Annotated in this window: 17 protein-coding genes; 5 read left to right on the forward strand and 12 right to left on the reverse strand. The window is 55.8% G+C overall.

Going from position 1 to position 21,919, the window contains the following annotated elements:
- Window positions 1-195 precede the first annotated feature (195 nt).
- Complete coding sequence (locus tag FDP13_RS05670) at window positions 196-1,653, forward strand: AMP nucleosidase (protein WP_143838971.1); 1,458 nt, start codon at window positions 196-198, stop codon at window positions 1,651-1,653.
- Window positions 1,654-1,735: 82 nt separating this feature from the next.
- Here the strand turns inward: FDP13_RS05670 and FDP13_RS05675 are convergent, their stop codons facing one another.
- Complete coding sequence (locus FDP13_RS05675; RefSeq protein WP_027712649.1) at window positions 1,736-2,071, reverse strand: hypothetical protein; 336 nt, start codon at window positions 2,069-2,071, stop codon at window positions 1,736-1,738.
- Between the two features lie 552 nt (window positions 2,072-2,623).
- Here FDP13_RS05675 and FDP13_RS05680 point away from each other — a divergent pair.
- Window positions 2,624-3,109: a Dps family protein gene (locus FDP13_RS05680; protein ID WP_012770506.1), complete on the forward strand. Its 486-nt coding sequence runs from the start codon at window positions 2,624-2,626 to the stop codon at window positions 3,107-3,109.
- Between the two features lie 102 nt (window positions 3,110-3,211).
- On the opposite strand, the gene FDP13_RS05685 is transcribed toward FDP13_RS05680, so the two are convergent.
- The 6 genes from FDP13_RS05685 to FDP13_RS05710 form a co-directional block, all read right to left on the reverse strand.
- Window positions 3,212-4,354: a lactonase family protein gene (locus tag FDP13_RS05685; RefSeq protein ID WP_143838972.1), complete on the reverse strand. Its 1,143-nt coding sequence runs from the start codon at window positions 4,352-4,354 to the stop codon at window positions 3,212-3,214.
- Window positions 4,355-4,530: 176 nt separating this feature from the next.
- Entirely contained in the window at window positions 4,531-6,957 is a 2,427-nt protein-coding gene (locus tag FDP13_RS05690; protein ID WP_143838973.1) for a TonB-dependent receptor domain-containing protein, read from the reverse strand.
- Window positions 6,958-7,156: 199 nt separating this feature from the next.
- Window positions 7,157-7,951 carry a heme ABC transporter ATP-binding protein gene (locus FDP13_RS05695; RefSeq protein WP_143838974.1) on the reverse strand — a complete coding sequence of 265 codons (795 nt, stop codon included), beginning with the start codon at window positions 7,949-7,951 and terminating at the stop codon, window positions 7,157-7,159.
- Complete coding sequence (locus FDP13_RS05700; RefSeq protein WP_050516185.1) at window positions 7,944-8,900, reverse strand: iron ABC transporter permease; 957 nt, start codon at window positions 8,898-8,900, stop codon at window positions 7,944-7,946. Before FDP13_RS05700 ends, FDP13_RS05695 begins: the two co-directional genes overlap by 8 nt.
- 29 nt (window positions 8,901-8,929) lie before the next feature.
- Window positions 8,930-9,745, reverse strand: a complete 816-nt coding sequence (locus FDP13_RS05705) for a hemin ABC transporter substrate-binding protein (protein WP_143838975.1) — start codon at window positions 9,743-9,745, stop codon at window positions 8,930-8,932.
- Complete coding sequence (locus tag FDP13_RS05710) at window positions 9,742-10,773, reverse strand: hemin-degrading factor (RefSeq protein WP_143838976.1); 1,032 nt, start codon at window positions 10,771-10,773, stop codon at window positions 9,742-9,744. The genes FDP13_RS05705 and FDP13_RS05710 overlap by 4 nt, the downstream gene beginning before the upstream one ends.
- A gap of 1,066 nt (window positions 10,774-11,839) precedes the next feature.
- Between FDP13_RS05710 and FDP13_RS05715 the strand changes: the two genes are divergently transcribed.
- Window positions 11,840-12,790 carry a VirK/YbjX family protein gene (locus FDP13_RS05715; RefSeq protein ID WP_143838977.1) on the forward strand — a complete coding sequence of 317 codons (951 nt, stop codon included), beginning with the start codon at window positions 11,840-11,842 and terminating at the stop codon, window positions 12,788-12,790.
- Window positions 12,791-12,827: 37 nt separating this feature from the next.
- Here the strand turns inward: FDP13_RS05715 and FDP13_RS05720 are convergent, their stop codons facing one another.
- Both FDP13_RS05720 and FDP13_RS05725 read right to left on the reverse strand, forming a co-directional pair.
- Entirely contained in the window at window positions 12,828-13,589 is a 762-nt protein-coding gene (locus FDP13_RS05720) for an SDR family oxidoreductase (protein WP_143838978.1), read from the reverse strand.
- 167 nt (window positions 13,590-13,756) lie between these two features.
- Window positions 13,757-14,218, reverse strand: coding sequence for a hypothetical protein (locus tag FDP13_RS05725; RefSeq protein ID WP_231578144.1), 462 nt, complete (start codon window positions 14,216-14,218; stop codon window positions 13,757-13,759).
- Window positions 14,219-14,790: 572 nt separating this feature from the next.
- Here FDP13_RS05725 and FDP13_RS05730 point away from each other — a divergent pair.
- Window positions 14,791-15,687, forward strand: a complete 897-nt coding sequence (locus FDP13_RS05730) for a GntR family transcriptional regulator (protein WP_143838979.1) — start codon at window positions 14,791-14,793, stop codon at window positions 15,685-15,687.
- A 25-nt stretch (window positions 15,688-15,712) separates the two neighbouring features.
- Here the strand turns inward: FDP13_RS05730 and FDP13_RS05735 are convergent, their stop codons facing one another.
- The gene (locus tag FDP13_RS05735; protein ID WP_143838980.1) at window positions 15,713-17,227 is read right to left on the reverse strand and encodes a hypothetical protein; all 1,515 of its coding nucleotides are present in this window, start codon (window positions 17,225-17,227) and stop codon (window positions 15,713-15,715) included.
- Between the two features lie 551 nt (window positions 17,228-17,778).
- Here FDP13_RS05735 and FDP13_RS05745 point away from each other — a divergent pair.
- Window positions 17,779-18,888, forward strand: a complete 1,110-nt coding sequence (locus FDP13_RS05745; RefSeq protein ID WP_234424386.1) for a hypothetical protein — start codon at window positions 17,779-17,781, stop codon at window positions 18,886-18,888.
- A 103-nt stretch (window positions 18,889-18,991) separates the two neighbouring features.
- Here the strand turns inward: FDP13_RS05745 and FDP13_RS05750 are convergent, their stop codons facing one another.
- Window positions 18,992-21,136, reverse strand: a complete 2,145-nt coding sequence (locus FDP13_RS05750) for a YjbH domain-containing protein (RefSeq protein WP_143838981.1) — start codon at window positions 21,134-21,136, stop codon at window positions 18,992-18,994.
- On the reverse strand, window positions 21,136-21,915 hold the full coding sequence (locus tag FDP13_RS05755) for a capsule biosynthesis GfcC D2 domain-containing protein (protein WP_012770520.1): 780 nt from the start codon (window positions 21,913-21,915) through the stop codon (window positions 21,136-21,138). The genes FDP13_RS05750 and FDP13_RS05755 overlap by 1 nt, the downstream gene beginning before the upstream one ends.
- Window positions 21,916-21,919: the final 4 nt, after the last annotated feature.

The following is a 21,919-nucleotide window of genomic DNA, read 5'->3' on the forward strand; positions in this document are numbered from 1 at the left end:
TCACTTTTCTCCCATCGTACTGCGATATGCGCTGTGCCACAATGTGCCCACGGTATGGCATCCGCCATCGCACAGTCGACTGATAAAACAATCGACTTATAAAACAATCGACTTATAAAACAATCGACTTATAAAACAATCGACTTACAAGACAATCGCCTTATAAGACAACCGCATTACAAGAAAGGAGTAAAGATGAGTTATGCACCTGGCGCTGGCTTGTCCGCCAGCGAGGCGCTGGACCAGTTGGAAGCGCTGTATGACAGCGCGGTCAAAGCGTTACGCACCGCCATCGGCGATTTTATTACTCACGGCACTCCGCCGGATGCCGCCGCGCGCGCCAACGGGCTGTTTGTCTACCCGGAACTGCGCATCAGTTGGGACGGGCTATCGCAGAAACACAGTAAAACCCGCGCGTACGGCCGTCTTACCCACGGCGGCAACTACCGCACCACGGTGACCCGCCCGCAGTTATTCCGGCACTATCTGGCGGAACAACTGACGATTCTGGAAAACGACTATTCGGCCACGATCGAAGTCGCGCTGTCGGACAAGGAAATCCCTTATCCCTATGTGATCGACGGTGCCAATCTGAAGTTGGATCGCTCAATGAGCGTTGCTCTGGCGCAGCATTTCCCGACCCCATCGCTGGCGTTGATCGGCGACGAAACCGCCGACGGCCTGTTGCAGACCCTCGACCATTCCCCTCTGTCGCACTTCGACGCGCTACGTACCGATTTTTCGCTGGCGCGCCTGCGCCACTACACCGGCACCCGAGCCGAGCACTTCCAGCCGTTCGTGCTGTTCACCAACTACACCCGGTATGTCGATGAATTCGTGCGCTGGGCTTGCGATCAAATTATCGATCCTGCCAGCCCGTACCAGGCGTTAGCCTGTGCCGGCGGCGCGCTGATTACCGCCGATACGGAGAACCCGCAGCAGGCGGTATCCGACCTGGCGTGGAAAAACCATCAGATGCCGGCCTACCATCTCATCGCACGCGAAGGGCGCGGCATCACGCTGGTGAACATCGGCGTCGGGCCGTCCAACGCCAAAACCATCTGCGATCATCTGGCGGTGTTGCGGCCGCACGCCTGGCTGATGATCGGCCACTGCGGCGGCCTGCGGGAGAGTCAGAGCATCGGCGATTATGTGCTGGCACATGCCTACCTGCGCGACGACCATGTGCTGGATTCGGTATTGCCGCCGGATATCCCGATCCCCAGCATCGCCGAAGTCCAGCGCGCGTTATACGATGCCACCAAACAGGTCAGCGGTATGCCGGGCGAAGAAGTGAAACAGCGCCTGCGTACCGGTACGGTGGTCACCACCGACGACCGCAACTGGGAGTTACGTTATTCCGCCTCGGCACTGCGTTTCAACCTCAGCCGGGCGGTGGCGGTCGATATGGAAAGCGCCACCATTGCTGCGCAGGGATACCGCTTCCGCGTACCTTACGGCACCTTGTTATGCGTATCGGACAAGCCGCTGCACGGCGAGATCAAATTGCCCGGTCAGGCAAATCGTTTCTATGAAGGGGCAATTTCCGAACATTTGCAGATAGGCATCCGTACCGTTGATCTCCTGCGCGCCGAAGCGGAGCACCTGCACTCGCGCAAACTGCGCACCTTCAACGAGCCGCCGTTCCGGTAAATCAGGCCGCTCCCGGTGAACGGGAGCGGTTACCGCCGTATCATTCGTACGCCTGCGGCGGACACCGTGGATGTTTTGCGCGTCACATGCACCCGGCGCAACTGGTACAACGCCAGTCTTGCGGATTGACGGCCTGATAAAAAAAGCGGAAATAACACTCTTCAATCGGTACCTGATGTAATTCGAAACAGTCCGCCAGCCAATCGACATTTTCCAAAATCCAGTCATCTTCATCCAATCCGTCCCGATAGAGTTCGTCATCCGGGTCGATAACCGAATAAATCCCCAAGGTGCCCAGATGCTGCTCACGGTATTTTTCCGGCAATTCAAACACGCGACCCTGATAATGAATTATCCAGTTACCATGACATAAAAGATTACCGCTCCGGCTCCATGATGCCGTGAAAGGATTAGGCATAATTTCTAAAACCCTATTCATATAAAATAAATACAAATTTTCAATAAGTAACGAGTAAATACAGCCAACGCACCTGCAACTTGAAGTATAACGGGTATAAATAATACCGTTTATCAGGCTGGAAAAATATATGGATATAAACCTATAACCCCCAATGGGTAAATAATACATTCATTGATGAAAAACAACGTATTCCTTATTAACAAAAAATTTCAGATTAATATCTGAATATGGATTATTCCCAATAGGCTTGTAGTTAGATGCGCCGGCCCGTTGCGCGATGCCCTGGTATTGGGCTGGTTATCCACCACCCCGTATCGCCCGCAAGCCACACATCGACGGCCGGGTTGTGCGCAACTTCGAAAAATTGATACGCCGCAAACGTTTATTCACAGAATCGTTTTATAAAGGATGAACCAGCCCACCCGGTGGGATGGAACAGCGGTTTCTGGTCTATGATGAAAAGGCCGTCACGTTGCCCGGCAAACGAGCACATGCCGGACGGATGCTCATGGCGAACCACTATGCGATTGACAGAAAGGAGAGCGTTATATGTCAGGCAGTAAAAAGAAAAAGAGCCCGATTGGCCTGGATGTGCAGCAGTCTGAAAAGATTGCCGCCAAACTGAACACCTTGCTGGCTAACTACCAGATTCTGTATATGAATGTGCGTGGTTATCACTGGAATATTTCCGGTGCGGCCTTTTTCGAACTTCACGCCAAATTTGAGGAAATCTACAACGAACTGCTGTTGAAAATCGACGAACTGGCAGAGCGTATCCTGGCGCTGGGCGGACAACCGCTACATGCCTATAGCGACTATTTGAAAGTGGCGGATATCAAAGAAGACGTGAATGCCACTGAGGGCAAAAAAACGCTGGAAGGATTGTTGGCTGGTTATGCCGTGCTGCTGCAACAACAGCGAGAAATCCTGCCGCTGGCGGCGGAAAGCAGTGATGAAGGCACCGCGTCGCTGATGACCGATTACATCAAAGAGCAGGAAAAACAGATCTGGATGTTCAACGCCTACCTGAAATAACCCCGGCCTGACACCTCATTACCACCCCGCCCGCTCAGGGCGGGGGATTCTGCATCAACGGTATTTACCGTGCACTCTTAACACCATAGTGATGCGCCTTATTTAAGGCAGCGTGACGATTTCAATCCAGTTGGCGCCTTTGCCCGTCGGGAAACGGCCGGTCAGCGTCAGTTCACCGCTGGTTTGGTTGATGCGATATACCGACAACTGTTCGGATTTTTCACCGCTGGCGATCAGGTAACGGCCACTGGGATCGATCTGGATACCGCGCGGCTGGGTTTCGGTGGGATAGCGCGTGACATAACGCAGTTGACCGCTCTTGGGCGTCACCCGCAACAGGCTGACAGTACTGCTGGTGCGTTCAGACACATACAGGAAACGGCCATTCGGCGTCAGCCGCAGGTCCGCGCTCCAGATTTTGGGGCGATTATCGATGCCCGGCGCTTTAGGGTCGACGGTGCCGGGTTGCATTCCCGCGTCCGCCGGGAGGGCATCGGTATAATCCAGCAGCGTCAGCAATCCGGTCTTTTTATTCAGCGACAGACGCGCCACCTTACCGGACAGCTCATTACTGACGTACAGCGTCTGGTTATCCGGCGACAGCACCAGATGGCGCGGCCCGTTGTCCGGCGGCAACGCCAGTTCGGCCGGCGTATTCGGGGTCAGTTGTCCGGTTTTGGCATCAAAACGCAACTGCTGTAGCTGGTCGCTGCCCAGATTGCTGACCAGCACAAACCGGTTCTGCCGGTCGGCAATAATGCTGTGCGCATTCTTCCCGGTAGGCAAAACCTGCACGGCTTCAGCGCTGACGCGGCCGTCTGCCGCAATCGGGCTGACCGCCACCTTGTTGCCGCCATAGGAGGCGCTGAGCAGCCAGCGTCCGGTGCGGTCGGTGGAAATATACGCCATGCTGTCCGGCAACGGCGCCGTGCCGGCCGGGCTCAGTGCGCCGGTTTTTCTGTCGATAGCGTAACCGGCCAATGTGTAGGGCTTGCTGCGTACCGCGGCATACAGGTGGTGCTTGTCCGGGCTGAGCGCCATCGGCATCACCTGCGGGCCGGCGGTTACCGATCCGGTAGCGGTCAACTGGCCGTTTTGGGTATTCAACGTATAGGCGCGAATTTCCCCGTCCCCTGCCGCCGATACGTACACAGCGGTAACCGCCGATGACGCCAGCGGCCACAAGCTTGCCGCCAGCAACGCCGCCATACCGCCCCATGTGGTGAGTCTTACCTGCTTTGTCATATTTTTCCCCTGATTATCTTGCGGTGATCCGCTTATACGTCAATTCGTCCGGTAAATTACAACAGCATTATAATATTAGAGGAAATAGCCAATATCGTAAGGATTCATGAACGCGGTCAGAGCAAAAAGCGGCTTCCTGCAACTGACAGGAAGCCGCCGGCAAGGCTCAGTGGCGATCAGAAATCGACATTGACGCCCAGTTGGAAGGTACGTCCCGGCATCACCGCCAGTTCGCGGTTGTAGCCATCCTGATTGGTGCTCAGCGTCAACTGGCGGCTATTCAGGTAGTCCCAGTATTTTCGGTCGGTCAGGTTATAGACGCCGCCGCTCAGCCGCACCGTCGGCAGTACGCGCCAGTAAGCGGTCAAATCCACCAGCCCGTATCCCGGCACTCGCAGGTACTCGGCGGTCGAATCGGTTAGCGCCGCGCCGGTATTGTTATAGGTCTGACGGTTGGTGGCGGTAGCGCGCTTACCTTTCTGGAAGGTGGAGGTGATGGCGGCACCGTAGCGATTATTCGCTTCATCCCAGGCCAGACCGACGACCGCTTTCACCGGTGCTACGCTGTCAAGATCGACGTATTTGTCGCCCAGATAACGGGATTTCGATTTCCCTTGGTTATAGCCGACTGCCAGCGTGGTGCTGAAACCACCGATCGCGTCAAACCAGGTGCCCCACTGCACGCGGCTGCTGAATTCCGCGCCGTAGATGTAAGCCTCGTCGCGATTTTCCATCTGGTAAGCGGTATAGATATTCGATGGTACGTTGGCGAATTTTTCCGGGTTGGCCGCACGGGTATAACGGGTGCTGGCGATAAAGTTCTTGTAGTCGTTGTAGAACACCGCGGTGCGGAAGCTGACCCCATCGGTCACATCGCCTTTCAACCCCCACTCATAGTTGTTGCTGGTTTCAGTTTCCAGATTGCTGTTGCCGATCAGCGCATATTGCGCACGGCCGGCATAGTTGGAGCCGAGACTCCAGGAGCCGTACAGTTGGCTGGCGTCCGGGAACTGGGCGCCGCGGCGATATTGCAGGTAGGTGCTCAGGCGCGGCGTCAGTTCATACTGCAGGCTGAGCGACGGCAGCACTTCAGTATCGCGGGTGGTTTTGCCGTACAGCGATTGCACATCGCCTGCGGTAATGATACGGCTGCCTTCACTCAAGCTGGACAGGTTGCGTGATCTTGTGCTCTGGTGCGCCACCCGCACCCCTGGGGTTATCGCCAGCGTCTTACCGGCCAATTCGACGTCCATCTTATCCTGTACGAAACCGCCCAGACTGTAGCTGCGGCTGTCCGCTTCCGGCTGCATAATGGCGTTGGCACCGGCCTGCACCGGCGTCTGATGGAACGGACGCTCGGTATCGGATTGCTGGGCGTTAACCCCCCAGGTGAACTGGTGCATACCGACGGATTTCAACAAGCTGGTTTCGACGCCGTAGGTTCTGACGTTGTAATCGGAGTTGACCTTCTGCATTGTGCCGTCGTCCAGCGGCATGTCGGTGTCGTCTTTTGCACTGGAACGCTGGGCGTAGACGCGGGAATCTACCGCATCCACCCAGCCGGTATTAGTGGCAGCGGTCCAGCTGTGGCGCAGGCTGCCGCTCCAGCGCTCACTGTCGCTGTCTTGCTGTGAGGTGCCGACGATGCTGCTGCCCTGAGTATTCCAGCCATCGTAACGGGTGTGGGACGTCTTGCTGTAATGGTCGAGCGTTCCGGTGAAACGGTGCTGATCGTTAGGTTGCCAGATAGCCGAGGTCATCACCGCCGTCGAGTGCCAGTTAAGTGGATACGCCGGCAGTTGGTCGCTGTTGGTGCGGGTTTCCTGGCCGTCCCGACGGCTAACCACGGCAATACCACGCAGGGTTTGATCGCCACCGGCAACGGTAACGCCGTTGTGCCAACTGCGGCTGGCCGAGTCGTAGTCGCTCTGATAACCGACATAGTGGTCTTTCTGTGCGGATAAGTACTGATCGGGCGATTTGGGACGGAACGATACCGCGCCGCCGATGGCGTTATTAGCGCGCTCGATAGGCGTCGCGCCCGCGTCGATGCTGACCAGGCCGTACATGTAAGGGTCGATGTAATCGCGGCCGATACCGAAGGTATTAAGACCGGGACGCCCGGCATAACTGCGGCCGGTGGCATTGGGCAGCGGGATGCCGTCTACGTCGATCGCCACCCGGTTGCTCTCCAGACCACGGATGTTGTAGCCGGTGTAGCCGCCGCGATCGAACCCGCTTTTACCGGCACCGGAACCACCGCTGACGCCGGTGGCGCTCACCAACGGCTGGTAACGCATGATAGAACCGAAGTCGTTGCCGCCGTTCTTTTGCATATCGCTGTCGGTAAGCGTAATGGTGGTGCCCGGTTTGTTGACACGCGGCGACATCACCGTCATTTGGTCGCCGGATGAGCCGCCAGCGGCGTTGTCCACCAACGCCGTGTTCTTCTTTCCGCCCCCCGTCGTGGCCGATGCCGCCGTCGATGATGTGGAGGTATTTACATCCGCCGCCAACGTAGGGCAGGCAAGACCGGTCAACACGCCGGTCAAAATAATTCGGTTTAACCCGATGCGATGCGTTTCTTTCTTGTGCAAGAACATACTGCAACCTCAATAGTGGATGTCGTTATCTTCTTGCTCAGGGATTGCCAAACAGTATTATTTCAACCCGTTACGGTTGTGTATCCGTCATCGTTCCGGTTGCCGGTGCGCTAACCGCGCTGTCGCAACCGGAGCACTGCCGGGTAACGTTGTTATTATTATGATTGCCGTGCTTTTGACGTTATCAGTGCGTCACCACTTAACGGCGCAACGCGACCAGCGGCGTACCGGTTTCGGCGTGTCGGTTGACCCACACCTCCGCCTGATACCAGCGCTGAATCGCCTCCTCGGTCAATACCTGCGACGGGGCGCCTTCCGCCATATTGCGCCCGCTCTGCATCACCACCACCCGATCGGCCCATAACGACGCCAGATTGAGATCGTGCAATACACAGCACACCGCCAGATTTCCTTTCGTGGTCAGTGACTTCAGCAACCGTAACAGCCGTTGCTGATAGAACAAATCCAGCGCCGAGGTGGGTTCGTCCAGAAACAGCCAGCCTTGCGGGCCGTCGTCTTGCCAGAGCTGGGCCAGCGCCTGCGCCAGCCGGACTCGCTGCTGCTCGCCGCCGGACAATTGCGGATACAACCGCCGGCGCAGAGGCTCGCAACCGGTCAGCGCCAGCACCGCAGACACCACGTCCGGCTCCGGCGTATCACGCCAGGGGGTTCGCCCCATCGCCACCACCTCTTCCACCCGGAATGACGCGGTTAGCGTATTGTCCTGCCGCATCACCGCCCGCAGGCGCGACAACGCGCCCGGCGACCAGCTTGCCAACGCACGGTCGCCCAGTCGACACTCGCCCCGTTGTGGGGTCAGGTAGCCGGTCAACAACCGCAACAAGGTGGATTTACCGGCGCCGTTAGGCCCGATCAACGCCACCAGTTCGCCGGGGTTCAGCGTCAACGACACATCGTCAATCAGGAGCCGACCGGCATCCCCCCGGTAACTCAACTGCTGCGCCTCCAGTGGCGCAAAACGCGGTTCAGCCATGTTGCCGCCTCAAAATCAACCATAAAAACCAGGGGCCGCCGATCAGACTGGTGAGCAACCCCACCGGCATCTCCGCCGGCACCACCAGCGTGCGCGCCAGCGTATCCGCCAGCAACAGCAGCAACGCACCGCCCAGCGTCGCCCCCGGTAACAACCAGCGGTGATCCGCGCCCAGCAACAACCGCATCAGATGCGGCGTTATCAGGCCGACGAAAGCGATAATGCCGCTGACCGACACCGCCGCCGCCACCAGCACCGCGCACAGAATCACTATCCGGCGCCGGGTGCGGTGCACATCTACGCCAAGGTAGTGCGCTTCCTCATCGCCCAGTTGCAGCAAATTGAGCGGCGAAGCCAGCCGTTGCAGCCACCACACGCAGGGCACCACCAGCGACGCCACCGCCGCTACCGTTACCCACTGCGCCTGCCCCATGCTGCCCATGCCCCACAGCGACAACTGCCGCAGTTGCTGATCATTGCTGAACCACGCCAGCAGGCCGGTCGCCGCGCCGCCGATGGCGTTGATGGCAATGCCCACCAGCAGCAGGCGCGACAGGGAACGCTGCCCCGACAAACTCAGAGAGAACAGCAGCAGCATGATAAGCAGGCTACCGACAAAGGCCGCCAGCAACGGCAAGTACAGTGCCAGCAGTGTCGGCAACGCCAGCGGAAACAGTATCGCCAACGCCACGCCGACAGCCGCGCCGCTGCTGACACCCAGCAACACCGGGTCCGCCAGCGGATTGCGGAACAACCCCTGCATCCCGGCGCCGGACAGCGCCAGCGCCATTCCCACCAGCAACGCCAGCGCCACGCGCGGCAGACGAATATGTAGCCACACCTGCCATGCCATGCTATCGAGCGGTTGGATCATTAACTGCGTCAATGACACCGACATTGCACCGCTGCCGGCGGCAATCACCGCCAGCAGCGCCAGCGCACCCACCATCGCCAACAACGTTAAACGCGGGGACGGACTCACTTCGCCGCATCCACGGCCTGACGCAGGCGCAACAACGCTGCAGGCGTATCCAGAGTAAAGCCCAGCAGCGCCATATCATCGACAACCAGTAAGCGCTGGTGTTTGCCGGCCGGCGTCAGCGCCAGCCCCGGCAGTTTCCACACTGCCGCTTCGCCGCCGAGGGATTTCGCGCCGTCGGTGGTGACAACCACCCAGTCCGGCTGGCTCGCCACTACGCCTTCCTGCGACAGCGGTTGATAACGGTTGAATCCTTGCATCGCGTTCTGTAATCCGGCGGCCCGGAACGCTGCATCCGCTGCCGTGCCCTGCCCGGCGGCCATCGCGTTCATGCCGCCATGACTGAGGATAAACAACATGCGAGCCGTCGACGGCTGGGACGGCACCGCCGCCAGTTGCTGCGCCACTTGTTGCGCCAGCGCCTCACCGCGTGGCGCTGCCCCCAACGCATCAGCGATCACCTGAATTTTTTCGCGAATCCCTTCAATCGCTTGCGGCGCCGGCACCGTCACCACGCGCACACCCCGACTGGCGACCTGCTCCAGCACGGTGGACGGTTGCGCCAGTGCGCTTGCCAGCACCAGCGTCGGCTGCATCGACAAAATGCCTTCCGCGTTTAGCTGACGCATGTAACCGACATTCGGCAATGCTGTCGCCGCCTCAGGATGCAGGCTGGTGCTGTCACGCGCCACCACGTTGTCGCCCGCCTGCAACGCAAACACAATCTGGGTAACATCGCCGCCAATCGTGACGACCCGATCGGCAGCCAGCAACGACAGCGGCAGCCACAGCAACATCAAAAACAACGCTTTCATGCCGCCACCTCCGACGTCACCAGCGACATCACCTGGTCACGCCAGCGCGCCTGCTCAAGCTCCCCTTCCGAACGCTGACCAAACAATTGGGCGATCGGCGTGCCGTCGGCGGCGAATAACTCCAGGCTGGTGACGATGCCGTCTTGGGTCGGTTTACGGGTGACCCAGCTTTCAGCGATGGCGTCTTCTGCCAGATGCAGTGTGAAATCACGGTTGAACACATTCAGCCAGTTGTCGAGCGGCGTCACGTTTTCGATCACGCCGGTGAAGATCTGCACGCAACCGCGGTTGCCGACAAAAATCATAATCTCATTACCCGCCTGCTGGGCCTCGTTCAACAAGGTTCCCAGCGCCTGGTTACTGACCTGACAAGCCAGATCGTCGCTCACCGCACGAAACGCCTGCGGACGCGTAAGCCGATGCCGCTTGAGCAACGGGAAGAACTGGTGAACATCGGTCATCGCCCGCCACTCCTGCTCGAGCTGCGCCGTATCGAGTGCGTCAGCCGGCGTTTCAAGCGGCACAGGCTGTAGCGCCAACGGCGGATTGTCCGCCAGCGTGACGCGGTCAGTCAGCGCCTGCCAGACGGCCAGCTCGGTGTTGTCGGTGGCATAAACCTTCAGCACCGCATCGCCATGACGATCAAAAAACTGAATGCTATGACGTTCGCCGCGCGCGGTCTGTTCCGTCAACGCAAATGCGCTGTCCCACTGCTCGGGAAACAGGCGCAGGTCCAGCCCGCGGGGGTTGAGCACCAGACCGACGTGTTCGCCGATGCGCTGGTTATGGTAAACCCCAACCTGTTCATGCACCGCGTACTCATTGCGGGTGATGGATTTGGTTTCACCGACGGCCTCCAGCCCGGCCAGCAGTGAGCGCATGTCGCCGGATAAACGTCGGGCATCATGCCCGACGCGCAGCGATGCCAGTTCCGCTTCACGAAGCCCCATCATGTGGGCCAAATCACGGGCATACTTGCGTGGATGTTCAACTTTCAGTTGCAGGTAGTGTGTGTAGTGATGCTGCATATGCCAAAAACTCCCTCGACAGCGCCGTCCGCTGGCTACGGTATTGATGTGTGAATAGCTTACAAATATTAATAATAATTATTATCATTAACATCAAATGAAAACAAGACGTATTCGTAACAAAGGCATTACCAAATCATTACACTTAACAGGGATAAATCTGGGGTTACCCGGTTTCGGGATGGGAAATCAGCGAGGTGTGCAAAAAAAATATCTGCGGTTTTCAAATTGCGGTTTCATTATTATGGAATAATAGCATTCAGATACCCTAAATAATTCGAGTTGCAGGACAACGCGCATTGCGTGTTGAACAACGCAACGCGTTGGCCCGTCAGGGCAAGGTTCATAATGAGCCTTGTAACGCGGCAAGAGAGAGACAAATTCGTCGGGAACGAATTTGACCAGCCAAAGGCTGGCCTCTGGTGAGAGACAGGATGTCTCTCATTTCATCCCGGTGAGCTTACTCTGGTAACCATGAATACGGCACGCGAATTATTACAATCCGCCGATGCGCCGGGTGGAAAGCATTTTATTATTGTCGCCATGAATAATGAAAACAGGCTCCATCTCTGCACTATTTTTTATAAATAAGCTTTTTATAAATAAGCGCTGAGTTTATCAATAAGCACCGACAGAAAAATCGCCCTGATAATAAACGGCACGACCAGCAAGCACACTTGCCGACCTGCTTGCTGATGCCACCTTTCGAACGTCCACCATCATCCTGCAAGGCATCCGCTTCATCAGGCTCAAATGTACCATTTTTGTGCGATCCCTTATTATACCCCCCTCCCAGGGATGAATTCTAAATCAATCCAAAACAAAGCCGAGATATATCGGGGTTTATTATTTTTACTCAATCAATGCTCAACAACACAGGGGTTGTTATTTTTATTTTCCTTACCACCATTATAATCCGCAACCAGGTACATCACGAGACAGGAAATAACACCTTTCATCTGTTAGCGTGACGAGAATTTTCTAATCCGAGCTTTTCGGCAATACATTACTATCGAAAACCGCTCCCCTGCGGTTATTTTTCATCACTATACAACGGGGAATTAAAATGGAAAAAACATCTGCATTATCGCTTTTTTACCACCTGCTAAGAGACGATTTTTTCTCTGAAAAAATTTGGTGCCAGCACAATATAAAAACCAAGTTTTTATTGCGCTCACTGTTAATGCCATCAATTACCTTAGGTTATCTGAAGAGTATTATTGATATTCCCGCTATGCAGAAGGCGGTGAGAGTTTGCCCGATGCTACCGACCAAAATTCACCGCCCTTATCTGTCCGCCACACTGCGCGCGGCTGAACGCGCCGACGCCATCCGTACCCATTACACTTTCGTGGAGCAACTGGCCAACCCGTTTCTTAAGCAGGCGTTTCTCAGCCTGGACGACTATTGCCTGGCACGTTTTTCCGGCAAGAATGGCGAAAGCTTTTCACTGACTTGCAGCACCTCGCGTTATGACAAAGAGGGCGAAGCGACGTTACGTATTCGCTTCAACGATGTGGTGCTGGCATCGCTGACGTTTTCGGTGATACGCCACCAGCACCAACTCGCCATCATGATTGGCGGCTTGCAGGGAAAAGGCCGTGACCAGACGCGTGAGCTGACCAAAGACGCGTCGAAAGCCTGCTTTGGGCTGTTTCCCAAACGCCTGTTGTTGGAATGCCTGCTCACCCTCGCGGCTCTCACCGGAATCAACCGTATTTTGGCGGTTGGCGATGACAACCATGTTTATCAGTGCCTGCGCTACTGCTACCGTAAAAATAAGGTGCGTTTTTCCAGTTACAGCGAGTTTTGGCAGTCAATCAACGCAGACAAAAACGCGGAGGGGGTGTACCAACTCCCACGGACGATTACCCGTAAAACGCTGGATGAATTGCCGAGTCGAAAACGCGCTCAGTACCAGCGCCGTTACCAGCTACTTGACGACATCAACGCGCAGATTCGACACAATCTCGGGCACAACGCTTCATCCGACACGCTGCAACGTATCGCCGGTTAATACGGGGAAAGCCGCGTTCCCCGCTGCGCCGTTGCCATTACGCAAACCCGCCATTGCTGCGAACCACCTGACCATTGATCCAGCCCCCTTCCGGCCCGACCAGAAAAGCCACGACATTGGCGATATCCTCTGGTTCCCCCAGCCTTTCCAGCGGCGTCATAGCAGTAATGGCCGCCACCTGCGCATCCGTCTTACCGTTAAAAAACAGTTCGGTTGCCACGGGTCCCGGCGCGACGGCATTTACCGTAATCTCGCGGCCACTCAGCTCATTCGCCAGTACCCGCACCAGCCCTTCCACCCCGGCCTTCGACGCGATATAAGGGCCATAACTGGGCAGCGAACGGGCGATTACGCTGGTAGACAACGCAATAATTCGCCCACCCGTTTCCACCTGCCGGGCCGCTTCCCCCAGCACAATGAACGCACCACGCAGATTGGTCGCGATCAGCCTGTCAAACTGCGCCAGATCGCCATCGGCAATCGGTGTGTTCGCCATCACCCCGGCGCTGTTGATCACCGCGTCGATACGCCCGAATTGCGCTTTCGTCTGCAAAAACAGCGCCGCCACCTGCTCGGGCTCCTCTACCTGCGCCTGAATCGCCAGCGCACATCCTCCCAGCTCGTGAATGCGACTTACCACCTCGTCCGCCTGCTGACGTTGCCGGGCGAAGTTCACCACCACCCGCCATCCTTGTTGCGCCAGCTTGAGGGCAATCGCTCTGCCGATGCCCCGCGACGCGCCGGTGACTATCGCCACATGAGCATCCTGATCGCGCTCTTGTTTGGTGTGTTGCTGCATACGCTTCTCCTGTTGTATCGGAATGAAAACGGGCGGGTTTGCTGCGGCCTTGCCTGTTGCGGAAGATCCTATCCGGATGCAGATGAGGGATAAAGATGGATAAATGGATATGATTATTCCATTTTTACCAACAGTAATGCCGACACGGGCACTATAGCTATAGCCGCTTAACCATGCAGCGGATAGCGGTGAGCCACGGCAAATGTCGCCGGCAATTGCACAGGAAGATAATCGCAGGCAATCGTATCAGGCTGTAATGCCGCCTGGCTTATCGCTCGTTCAACCGAGGCGGCGACGCCGCGCCGCCATCCATGTCGACCGAGTACCGCAAACCGCAGCGTACAGCCTGAGCCGTCCGGTTGGCTGTCGATCACCACCAGTTGGCTGTGCTGCGCGCTTTCTCCGATATAGCGCGATAGCGCTGCCGCGCCAAAAATGCGAACCGTTTCCCATGTCCCCGGTGGTGCCTCGTCAGCCGGCACCCCCAGGTACGACAGCGCATCAGCGGATACCAACATGAGCGGCGGCTGGTGGCGCAGAAAAGTACAGGCGACCCGCCCCAGGCCGGGAATAGCCAACCATTCAAAAGGATGACCGGTAATCAGTAAAGGGTGTGCGGATGGCGTCACTGACCGTCTCTTCATATTTCAACTGGATGTTCACTATGCCGCCATATTGCATTTTATTGTCAAAAAATACAATTAATGAAATCGCATTACTTCACGTTATATACCCAAAATAATTCGAGTTGCAGGACAACACGCATTGCGTGTTGAACAACGCAACGCGTTGGCCCGTCAGGGCAAGGCTCGTTAGAGCCTTGTCACGCGGCAAGAGAGAGACAAATTCGTCGGGAACGAATTTGACCAGCCAACGGCTGGCCTCCGGTGAGAGACAGGATGTCTCTCATTTCATCCCGATGAGCTTACTCAGGTAAGTGATTCGGGTGAACGACAAATTGGCAAAGCCGATTTGAACGCTGCTTGCAGCGGCCCGAAGGGCGAGGCCCATGAAGTGGGCCGAGTAACGCAGCCAACGCACCTGCAGCTTGAAGTATGACGGGTATAAAGTTAAAAACGATCGTTTATGAATGCCATAGTCGCTTTTTACGTTGATAAAAGACAATTTTTGCGTACAACACTGCCAGCCCGACGGGTAACAGGTATAATCACCGACTGATTATTCAGGCAGGTAAGGAACCATGACGACCCTCACCCCCTTGCAGGCGCGTATCGTGCGCGATGTCATCAGCTATGTCAGACGCGAACAACTCGCGGTGGGGCATCATCTGGTCGAGTCGGCGCTGGCGCAGGCGCTTAGCACATCGCGCACACCGGTGAAACAAGCGATGCACTATCTGATGGATAAAGGCATGGTGACTTATGACCGCAATCGCGGTTTTTTTCTGGCGCAACATGCCTCTCAGTTGGGTGAACTGGTTGCAGAAGTCCTGGAGCAGGCGGAAGACCCGCTCTATCGCCAGTTGGCGGAGCGCCGCATCACCCGCCAACTGCCGGAACAATTTTCAGAAATGGAACTGATGCTCGAATTCGGCGTTACCCGCCCGGTGTTGCGCAAAGTGCTGCTGCGCTGCCAGCAGGAAGGTTGGCTGGAGCATATGGCGGGTCAGGGGTGGCGCACACTGCCGTTGATCGATTCCGTAGAAGCGTACGAAGAAAGCTACGCGCTGCGCGCTATCATCGAACCGGCGGGCTTGTTATCGACAACGTTTCATATTACGCCGCAGATGCTGGCACGTTGTCGCAAACAGCAGGAATATCTGGCCGAAGACGGCTACCTGACGATGACGGCAATGGAGATGTTTGATGTCAGTTCCGAATTCCACGACACGCTGGCCGTCTGCTCAGGCAACCGTTTCTTGCTGCAAACCATCCGCCATCTGGCGCGATTACGGCGGCTGGTGGAGTACCGTAAAGAGAGATTTCGCCCTCAGCGCAAACATCAGGCGGAGGAGCATCTGCAAATTATTCACTATCTGGAGCAAGGCGATCGGTTAAGCGCCGCCGACTTTATGCGCACGCATCTGGAACAAGCGCGGCGTCAGGCAGTCAACCCTACGCTGTTTACGCCGCTTTAGGCTACCCATGTCTGACTCCTGACGTTCAGCAACTGACCAGTTTCAACTCACGCATATCCAGATAATCGCCGACATTGGCCGTAGAAAGATTGAATGACAACGCAAACAGCCAGGCACTGCGCGGAATTTTCCAGATAGTGCCCGAGCTGCCCTTTTGCAATCGGTCACTGCTTTGAATGTAATCTTTGCCGTCACGAGTCAGGTCCATCATGACCGGCCCCGGACCGTTTTCGCCGTAAGCATGGAGTGTTTTGGTAATCGCCACCTTGCCGACGACGGAGGTTTGCGCCTGCCAGACAACCCCGATTTGGTCATGCCCGTTCACCGGTATCAGGAACTGCACCTGCACGTTATCGCCGGCGGCGATTTTCACAAATCGGCCGTTATCTTCTTTAATGTGCGCCGGATCGTAACGACAGGCGCAACCCGCAGCCCCAGGGTAAACCAGCGTACTCCCGCTGTCGTTTAGCGCTATCAGCTCTGCCATCTGATTGGTAAAGATGAGATTATTTTTCCAGCAAGGGCGATTGGAGATCACACAGGAGGTGACATTGATACCGTCGGTGGCAAAGCGAATGTTGGCCAGCGTGGTTTGATAATCGAACGCTTGATCAAAAATAAGGTAGGGTTGTTCCGGATTCTGGCGTACAAAAATCGCCCCGCCGTTGAATACAAAGCTGGCGTTTTTTTTCCTGAGCACCACCGCAGGCTGCTTACGCCTGACGTATTCGAAATGGCCGTTGATTTCGACATGTCCTTCGTTAATCAAGGCGATCCCTTCGCAATAATCAAAACTCCCCGCCTGCCAATACACCACGCCGTCCGGGTTATCGATCTCAAAAGCGTAGCCGCCGTTTTGCCAGATACAGCCGATAAACGTAAAACGCTCGTAGGAATCCGGCTGACGCGTCAGGTACAGCAAGCGATCACAGTTATTAAATCCACAGGAGAACCAGTTCCAGCCCCAGCCGCCGGCACCATTGGAAAATACCTTTCTGAACCCGGTAAAACGGCAGGAATAAATACTTAACAAACAGGACGCGTTACGGTTGGAATTATTTTCCGGGTTGTAGGCGAAAAACAGGTCTAAGGTTCTCTTTTCAGAAATAAAATGCACACCGGAAAAAAAACTGTCTACGATATTACTGTACGCCGCATCCACATCCGGATCCCCGGTCACGACAATCGCATAGTTATCAAAATTACCTTTTTTAGTAAAAATAATTGTCAGCGGACCATGAATAGACACTTTTGACGCATCTATTTTTATCGTAGAAGAGACCAACACCACACCCTGCAACATTAACCTGACTTTTTGCTGAGCATTTGATAAGGATTTAGATTGCCCCAGCATATCATTAAGAAGTGTCTGAAAAGATTCGGTAGAATCCGTCTTTCCGGAAAAATCGATATTGTAACGCGTAAGATCATTGGTAAACGAAATAGTATTATTATTCTGGGCGTTATTATCCTGCGGCGCAGCCGTAGAGTTCACTGCCAATGATGCCAGGCTGCCGGCCAGGAAATCTCTTCTGTTCATAGCAATCTCTCCGATATCAATATACCCGTCATACTTCAAGTTGCAGGTGCGTTGGCTTTATTACTCGGCCCCTCCCTGGGCCTCGCCCTACGGGCCGCAGCAAGCTGCGTTCAAATCTGCTCCCGGCAGATTTGTCGCTCACCCCAGTCACTTACTTGAGTAAGCTCCCGGGGATTCGCTGCGTCGCCGTCTTCCTGCAACTCGAATTATTTTGGGTATAAATTCATTACATTAAGAATAAAATCGGCATAATGGACGGTCGATGCTTGATAACAAGCAGGATAAACAACCTCATCAATAAATGTCATAAACTTTCTGAAAAAATAATTAAAAATTCAATTCAACCTGCTTTATCATCGCTCACAATAAACATCAACTGAGATAGGGAGAGTTGAAAATTGAAAGCCGCCATAAAGCATGAACCTCTTTACTGGACAATGCTTTGCATTTTCCTGATGCCACAGTTTGTGTTTGTATTTTTGCAACAATCTTCACTGGCGCCGGGTATGATGGTAGCAATCGTCCCCATTTATATTTACGGCCTTCGTCATATGAAAAAGTTGGCATTTTCCAGTGGAAAAATCTTACTTTTTTCGATGGCGATATTTATATTACTGGCACAATCCGGTTATATCGCTGCGATGTATGACAATTACAAACCACTATTTACGTTACCGGCGCTCACTATTATTTTCCTGGGCGCCATACTGTTATCTAATCGCCTGTTGACCGTTCCTCCCGCCAGGCTGGCTTCGGCTTTTCGCGCCGTGACTTATACCTTGCTGCTACTCGGCTGGATTTCGGTGATCCACCGCATTGATATCGGCAGCTATGCAGCCAGACCCAAAGCGGTATTCCCTTTCTCCGAAGAGAGCCATTACGCGTTGACCGTGGGGATCTTCGTCTGTGCCAGCGGCATTCTGATGAAAAACCGGGAGCGCGTGGTGTTGCTGGGCAACATGCTGCTGCAGGCGCTGATCTTCCCCAGCCTGACATTACTGGTGTTCTGCATGATGGCGATTTTCGTCTTCTGGATGGCGCGCCGCATCACGCTGATGCTGACCATCATCGTGATATTAATCGCGGCGGTCTACGTGATGCTGACCTATTTTTCCGACCTGCCGGCCATCGCCTATTTTGGGTCGCGGCTGGCTATCAGCGACGATACCGACAACCTCACGACACTGGTCTTCCTGCAGGGGTTGGACGATGCGAAAAACGCCTTGCTGGAGAGCCAGGGGATCGGGCTGGGGCTGCAAATGGCCGGAACCAACAGCGTCGGCAAATACGGTTATGTTATCCAGTCGCTTGCCGGCAGTGATTTCAACCGTAACGACGGCGGCTTTTTAGCATCGAAAATCGTCAGCGAATTCGGCGCCATAGGCTTGCTGCTGAGCACCGGCTATCTGTTGATACTGAAAAAGGCCGTCAGTACCATCAACCGCATCCGTGATAACACCGATACTGAATCGACGCTGCTGAAGATCGCCATGGCGGTGGTGATCGCCTACGCCGTCGAATTCTTCCTGCGTGGTTACGGGTACTTCTCGCCCGGTTTATTCCTGTTCGTCACCATGATGATGGTCAGCAGTACCTTGTATCGTCGGCAAAGCCGTGTAGCGCTCCCGCCGGCGTCATCTCCACTCCCGCATCAGCCCTGACTGAGCCGCGCCGCCGGCAAAATCGGCGGCGCGGCGTGTTAACGGGTGACGTTTATTACAGCGCTGATGCTGGCGTGGTCCGCCATTATTCCCGTTCAACCCATTATTCTCGTTCAACCATGTTGTACAGCACATCGCGCCGATCCAGCATCTGGCCGCCATCGCGGGTCAGCGGCACCCAGCCGATGGAACCGCGGCGAGTCGTCGGCGAACTGAACAGCACATCAAACGGAATGGTAAAGTAGATCCCTTTGGTGAAGCTGCCTTCACCGTACTCGCTGGCGCTGACATTGGTGACGGTGGCGAAAGCGCCGGCGACAATCCCACTGTCGAAGCGGCGCGACAGATCCAACGTAACGCCTTTATCGCCCGCCAGATAGCGCCCGACGCTGATTTTCGCCAGCCCGCCTTTGATAAACGGCAGCGACCAGTAAGTCGTGAGGTGGCCGGTGGTGACGCTGTAATCCCTCAGGCTCTGCGGGGAGTCCCAGTCTCGCTGCTTGACGTAGTTAACATCCATCCCCACCGCCCAATTGCTGCCGAACGGCCGATACAACACTTCGCCACCGACCCCGGCGTACATCATTTCCAGATACCCGCCATAGACCTGGGTATACCAGTCGCGCGCGGGGTGATCGTAACGAGACAATTGCAGATTGGTCAGCAAGACATCCGATGCCGTAACATACTCGCGAATATGGGTACGAACCCTCGGCAGCGCCGCGCCATCCTGCGGCGGCGATGTGAAGTTGAACCGATCATAGTTGTTGAGCAGGTTGACGTTCACCGTGCCGCCCAATCGCCAATTATCCGTAATGCGGTAATCCGCACTGGCGTTGGCCGACAACTGGTACATATAGAACGATTCCGGGCCGCCGAACGACTGCTGCAACGCAGGATCGATGCCGTAGGAGAGGCGCGGCGGTTCGGTATGCAGCACCTGACGACCGTGTGGTGCCGACAATGGCTCCGTACGATACGGATTCGGCTCATCCAGCCCCAACGGCGTGCCGCCGGATTCCAACTGGCGGAACCCTGCCGCATCGACATGGGTGCTGGCGGTCGTCAGCGGGCCGCTACGCGTCACGATATGGTAGTCGGTGACGTTGTCCGGCAGATTATTCGCCAGCACCGTCGCCGCCCGGCGGCTGGCGTCGGCGTCATCGGGGTATTTGTACTGATCGGCCACCACCGTGACTTGATTATCGTCCGCATAAATATCCGGCTGTGCAAAACCGGCTTTGTCATCCAGTTCGCGGGAAATGCGCTGCCAGTCTGTACCGCTCTGGCTATTGTTCGCCGGCAAGTACACCGGCGGCTCATCATCCGGGTGCTGTGGCCGGATATGATTGAAGTTGGTACGCAGTGTAAATCCCCACATCAGCGTATTGCCGCGTTCCCACGACAGCGAGGTATCCAGCCAATCGGTAGCGCGGTACACCAGCCCGACGTTAATCGGCGAATCCTGCTTGATACGCTGCGATACCGGTCGCGTCAGATCCGCCGCCTCCTGACTATAATCATTGCCGTCATACTCCAGCTTGACGCGTAACGGATCCCACGGCGTTTGGTATTCCAGCCCGGCAAACAGCGCCGCCGGCCCGTGGAAAAAGTTCTTCACCGCGAACTGTCCGGTGGTGGTCGAGGCCGTGCGGGTACAGAATCCCGACGCCAGCCGACAGGCCGGGTTGGTGATATTGCCGCTCTGCGCCATGTTGCCCCACCCCATACCCAGCGTGAAATCAAACGGCCCCCAGCGCTTGCTGGCTACCAGATATTCGCTGTCGAACAAGCCGGTACCGGCGATATCGCGCAAACCAAGCGACACCTGCGGTAGCCAGCGGCTTTCCTGCCACAGACGCGCTTTGACGTCAAAGCTCTTATCTTTGTAGGTCTGGTTGCCGCTGAAACCGGGCGAGTTGCTGTAAGGCCGGGTACGGATATCGGTATAACGCAGCGTCGCCTCCAGCCAGTCGAGCGGCTGCAACGAAATGGCATAACGGCGATACTCCTGATTATCACGATAGCTGGCGCTAAATTCGCCGTTATCCGCCATACGCGCCGTCGGCATCTGCCACAACCCGACGCCGCCAAAATCCATCTGCGATACGCCGGCGGGCTGATAATAACCGCTGCGATTCGCCGCATCCTGGTTATCCGCTTCAGCCGCCCATATCGGCGACGCCCCTAATGTGCCGCCAATCGCCAGCGACAGACAGCTCAGTTTAAACGTTCTGTTGTTAGCCATTAGTGTGGAATCCGGTTGGCAAGATAGTCGGCGATCTGCTCATTCAGAGAGGTGAAACCCTCAGGCAGAATGGAAGGGTCAAAACCGATAAACAGAGTTTCTCCCGCCGCCGGTTCATGGTGCCGGCTGTTCCAGACAGCCAGCGGGACTTTGCGCCAGTGACCCTCACCCGAGATGAGGTAACCGTCGCGGCTATCGCCGCCTGGCAAAAAACGCCGTCTGCCGATGTACTGTTCGACTGACCAGCCGGGTTGCAGATCAATATCCTTGAACACATGCGGCGTGCCGATATCGATACCTGTACTGATTAACCCAAACAGAAAAAACTGCTGACGGTAAGGGGACAGGTAGAGGGTATAATTCCCCACCAATGGGCGATTATCCCGCTGAGAAAGGCGCACGATCTCCGGGTCGATACTGGCGCGGATCCGGCCGACGGTGTTCACCTGTTTCAGTGCCTGCGCCATATACCAGGCCGCGATCGCCCAGTCGCCATCGCCCTCGACCTGCCAGACCAGTTGCAACTGATAGAGCCGGGCCTGCAATTTTTCGCCCTTTTCTCTGACTTTTTCCGTCACACGTTCGTTGGTGAGTAACGCAGTTTGCCAGTTAACCTTATCCGGAAAAGCCATCTGACCGTAGAACTGATCCAGACGGGTGCCGTCCTTCAGCACCACGGCAGGCAAGGTTTCGCCTGCATACTTTATCGTTAACTGCGCCGCCCCTGATGTTCCGGCCACCAGCAATAACAAGGCGGCCAATCGATTGAATGACAACATAAAA

It is taken from the genome of Dickeya sp. ws52 (assembly GCF_007210685.1).
GTDB lineage: Bacteria > Pseudomonadota > Gammaproteobacteria > Enterobacterales > Enterobacteriaceae > Dickeya > Dickeya chrysanthemi.

Bases quoted from the DNA above. Each gene is read 5' to 3' on its own strand.
- FDP13_RS05755 (WP_012770520.1), bottom strand. From the start codon at position 21,915: ATGTTGTCATTCAATCGATTGGCCGCCTTGTTATTGCTGGTGGCCGGA.
- FDP13_RS05675 (WP_027712649.1), bottom strand. From the start codon at position 2,071: ATGCCTAATCCTTTCACGGCATCATGGAGCCGGAGCGGTAATCTTTTA.
- FDP13_RS05705 (WP_143838975.1), bottom strand. From the start codon at position 9,745: ATGAAAGCGTTGTTTTTGATGTTGCTGTGGCTGCCGCTGTCGTTGCTG.
- FDP13_RS05730 (WP_143838979.1), top strand. From the start codon at position 14,791: ATGACGACCCTCACCCCCTTGCAGGCGCGTATCGTGCGCGATGTCATC.
- FDP13_RS05750 (WP_143838981.1), bottom strand. From the start codon at position 21,136: ATGGCTAACAACAGAACGTTTAAACTGAGCTGTCTGTCGCTGGCGATT.
- FDP13_RS05670 (WP_143838971.1), top strand. From the start codon at position 196: ATGAGTTATGCACCTGGCGCTGGCTTGTCCGCCAGCGAGGCGCTGGAC.
- FDP13_RS05685 (WP_143838972.1), bottom strand. From the start codon at position 4,354: ATGACAAAGCAGGTAAGACTCACCACATGGGGCGGTATGGCGGCGTTG.
- FDP13_RS05695 (WP_143838974.1), bottom strand. From the start codon at position 7,951: ATGGCTGAACCGCGTTTTGCGCCACTGGAGGCGCAGCAGTTGAGTTAC.
- FDP13_RS05680 (WP_012770506.1), top strand. From the start codon at position 2,624: ATGTCAGGCAGTAAAAAGAAAAAGAGCCCGATTGGCCTGGATGTGCAG.
- FDP13_RS05735 (WP_143838980.1), bottom strand. From the start codon at position 17,227: ATGAACAGAAGAGATTTCCTGGCCGGCAGCCTGGCATCATTGGCAGTG.
- FDP13_RS05720 (WP_143838978.1), bottom strand. From the start codon at position 13,589: ATGCAGCAACACACCAAACAAGAGCGCGATCAGGATGCTCATGTGGCG.
- FDP13_RS05710 (WP_143838976.1), bottom strand. From the start codon at position 10,773: ATGCAGCATCACTACACACACTACCTGCAACTGAAAGTTGAACATCCA.
- FDP13_RS05715 (WP_143838977.1), top strand. From the start codon at position 11,840: ATGGAAAAAACATCTGCATTATCGCTTTTTTACCACCTGCTAAGAGAC.
- FDP13_RS05745 (WP_234424386.1), top strand. From the start codon at position 17,779: ATGAAAAAGTTGGCATTTTCCAGTGGAAAAATCTTACTTTTTTCGATG.
- FDP13_RS05700 (WP_050516185.1), bottom strand. From the start codon at position 8,900: ATGGTGGGTGCGCTGGCGCTGCTGGCGGTGATTGCCGCCGGCAGCGGT.
- FDP13_RS05690 (WP_143838973.1), bottom strand. From the start codon at position 6,957: ATGTTCTTGCACAAGAAAGAAACGCATCGCATCGGGTTAAACCGAATT.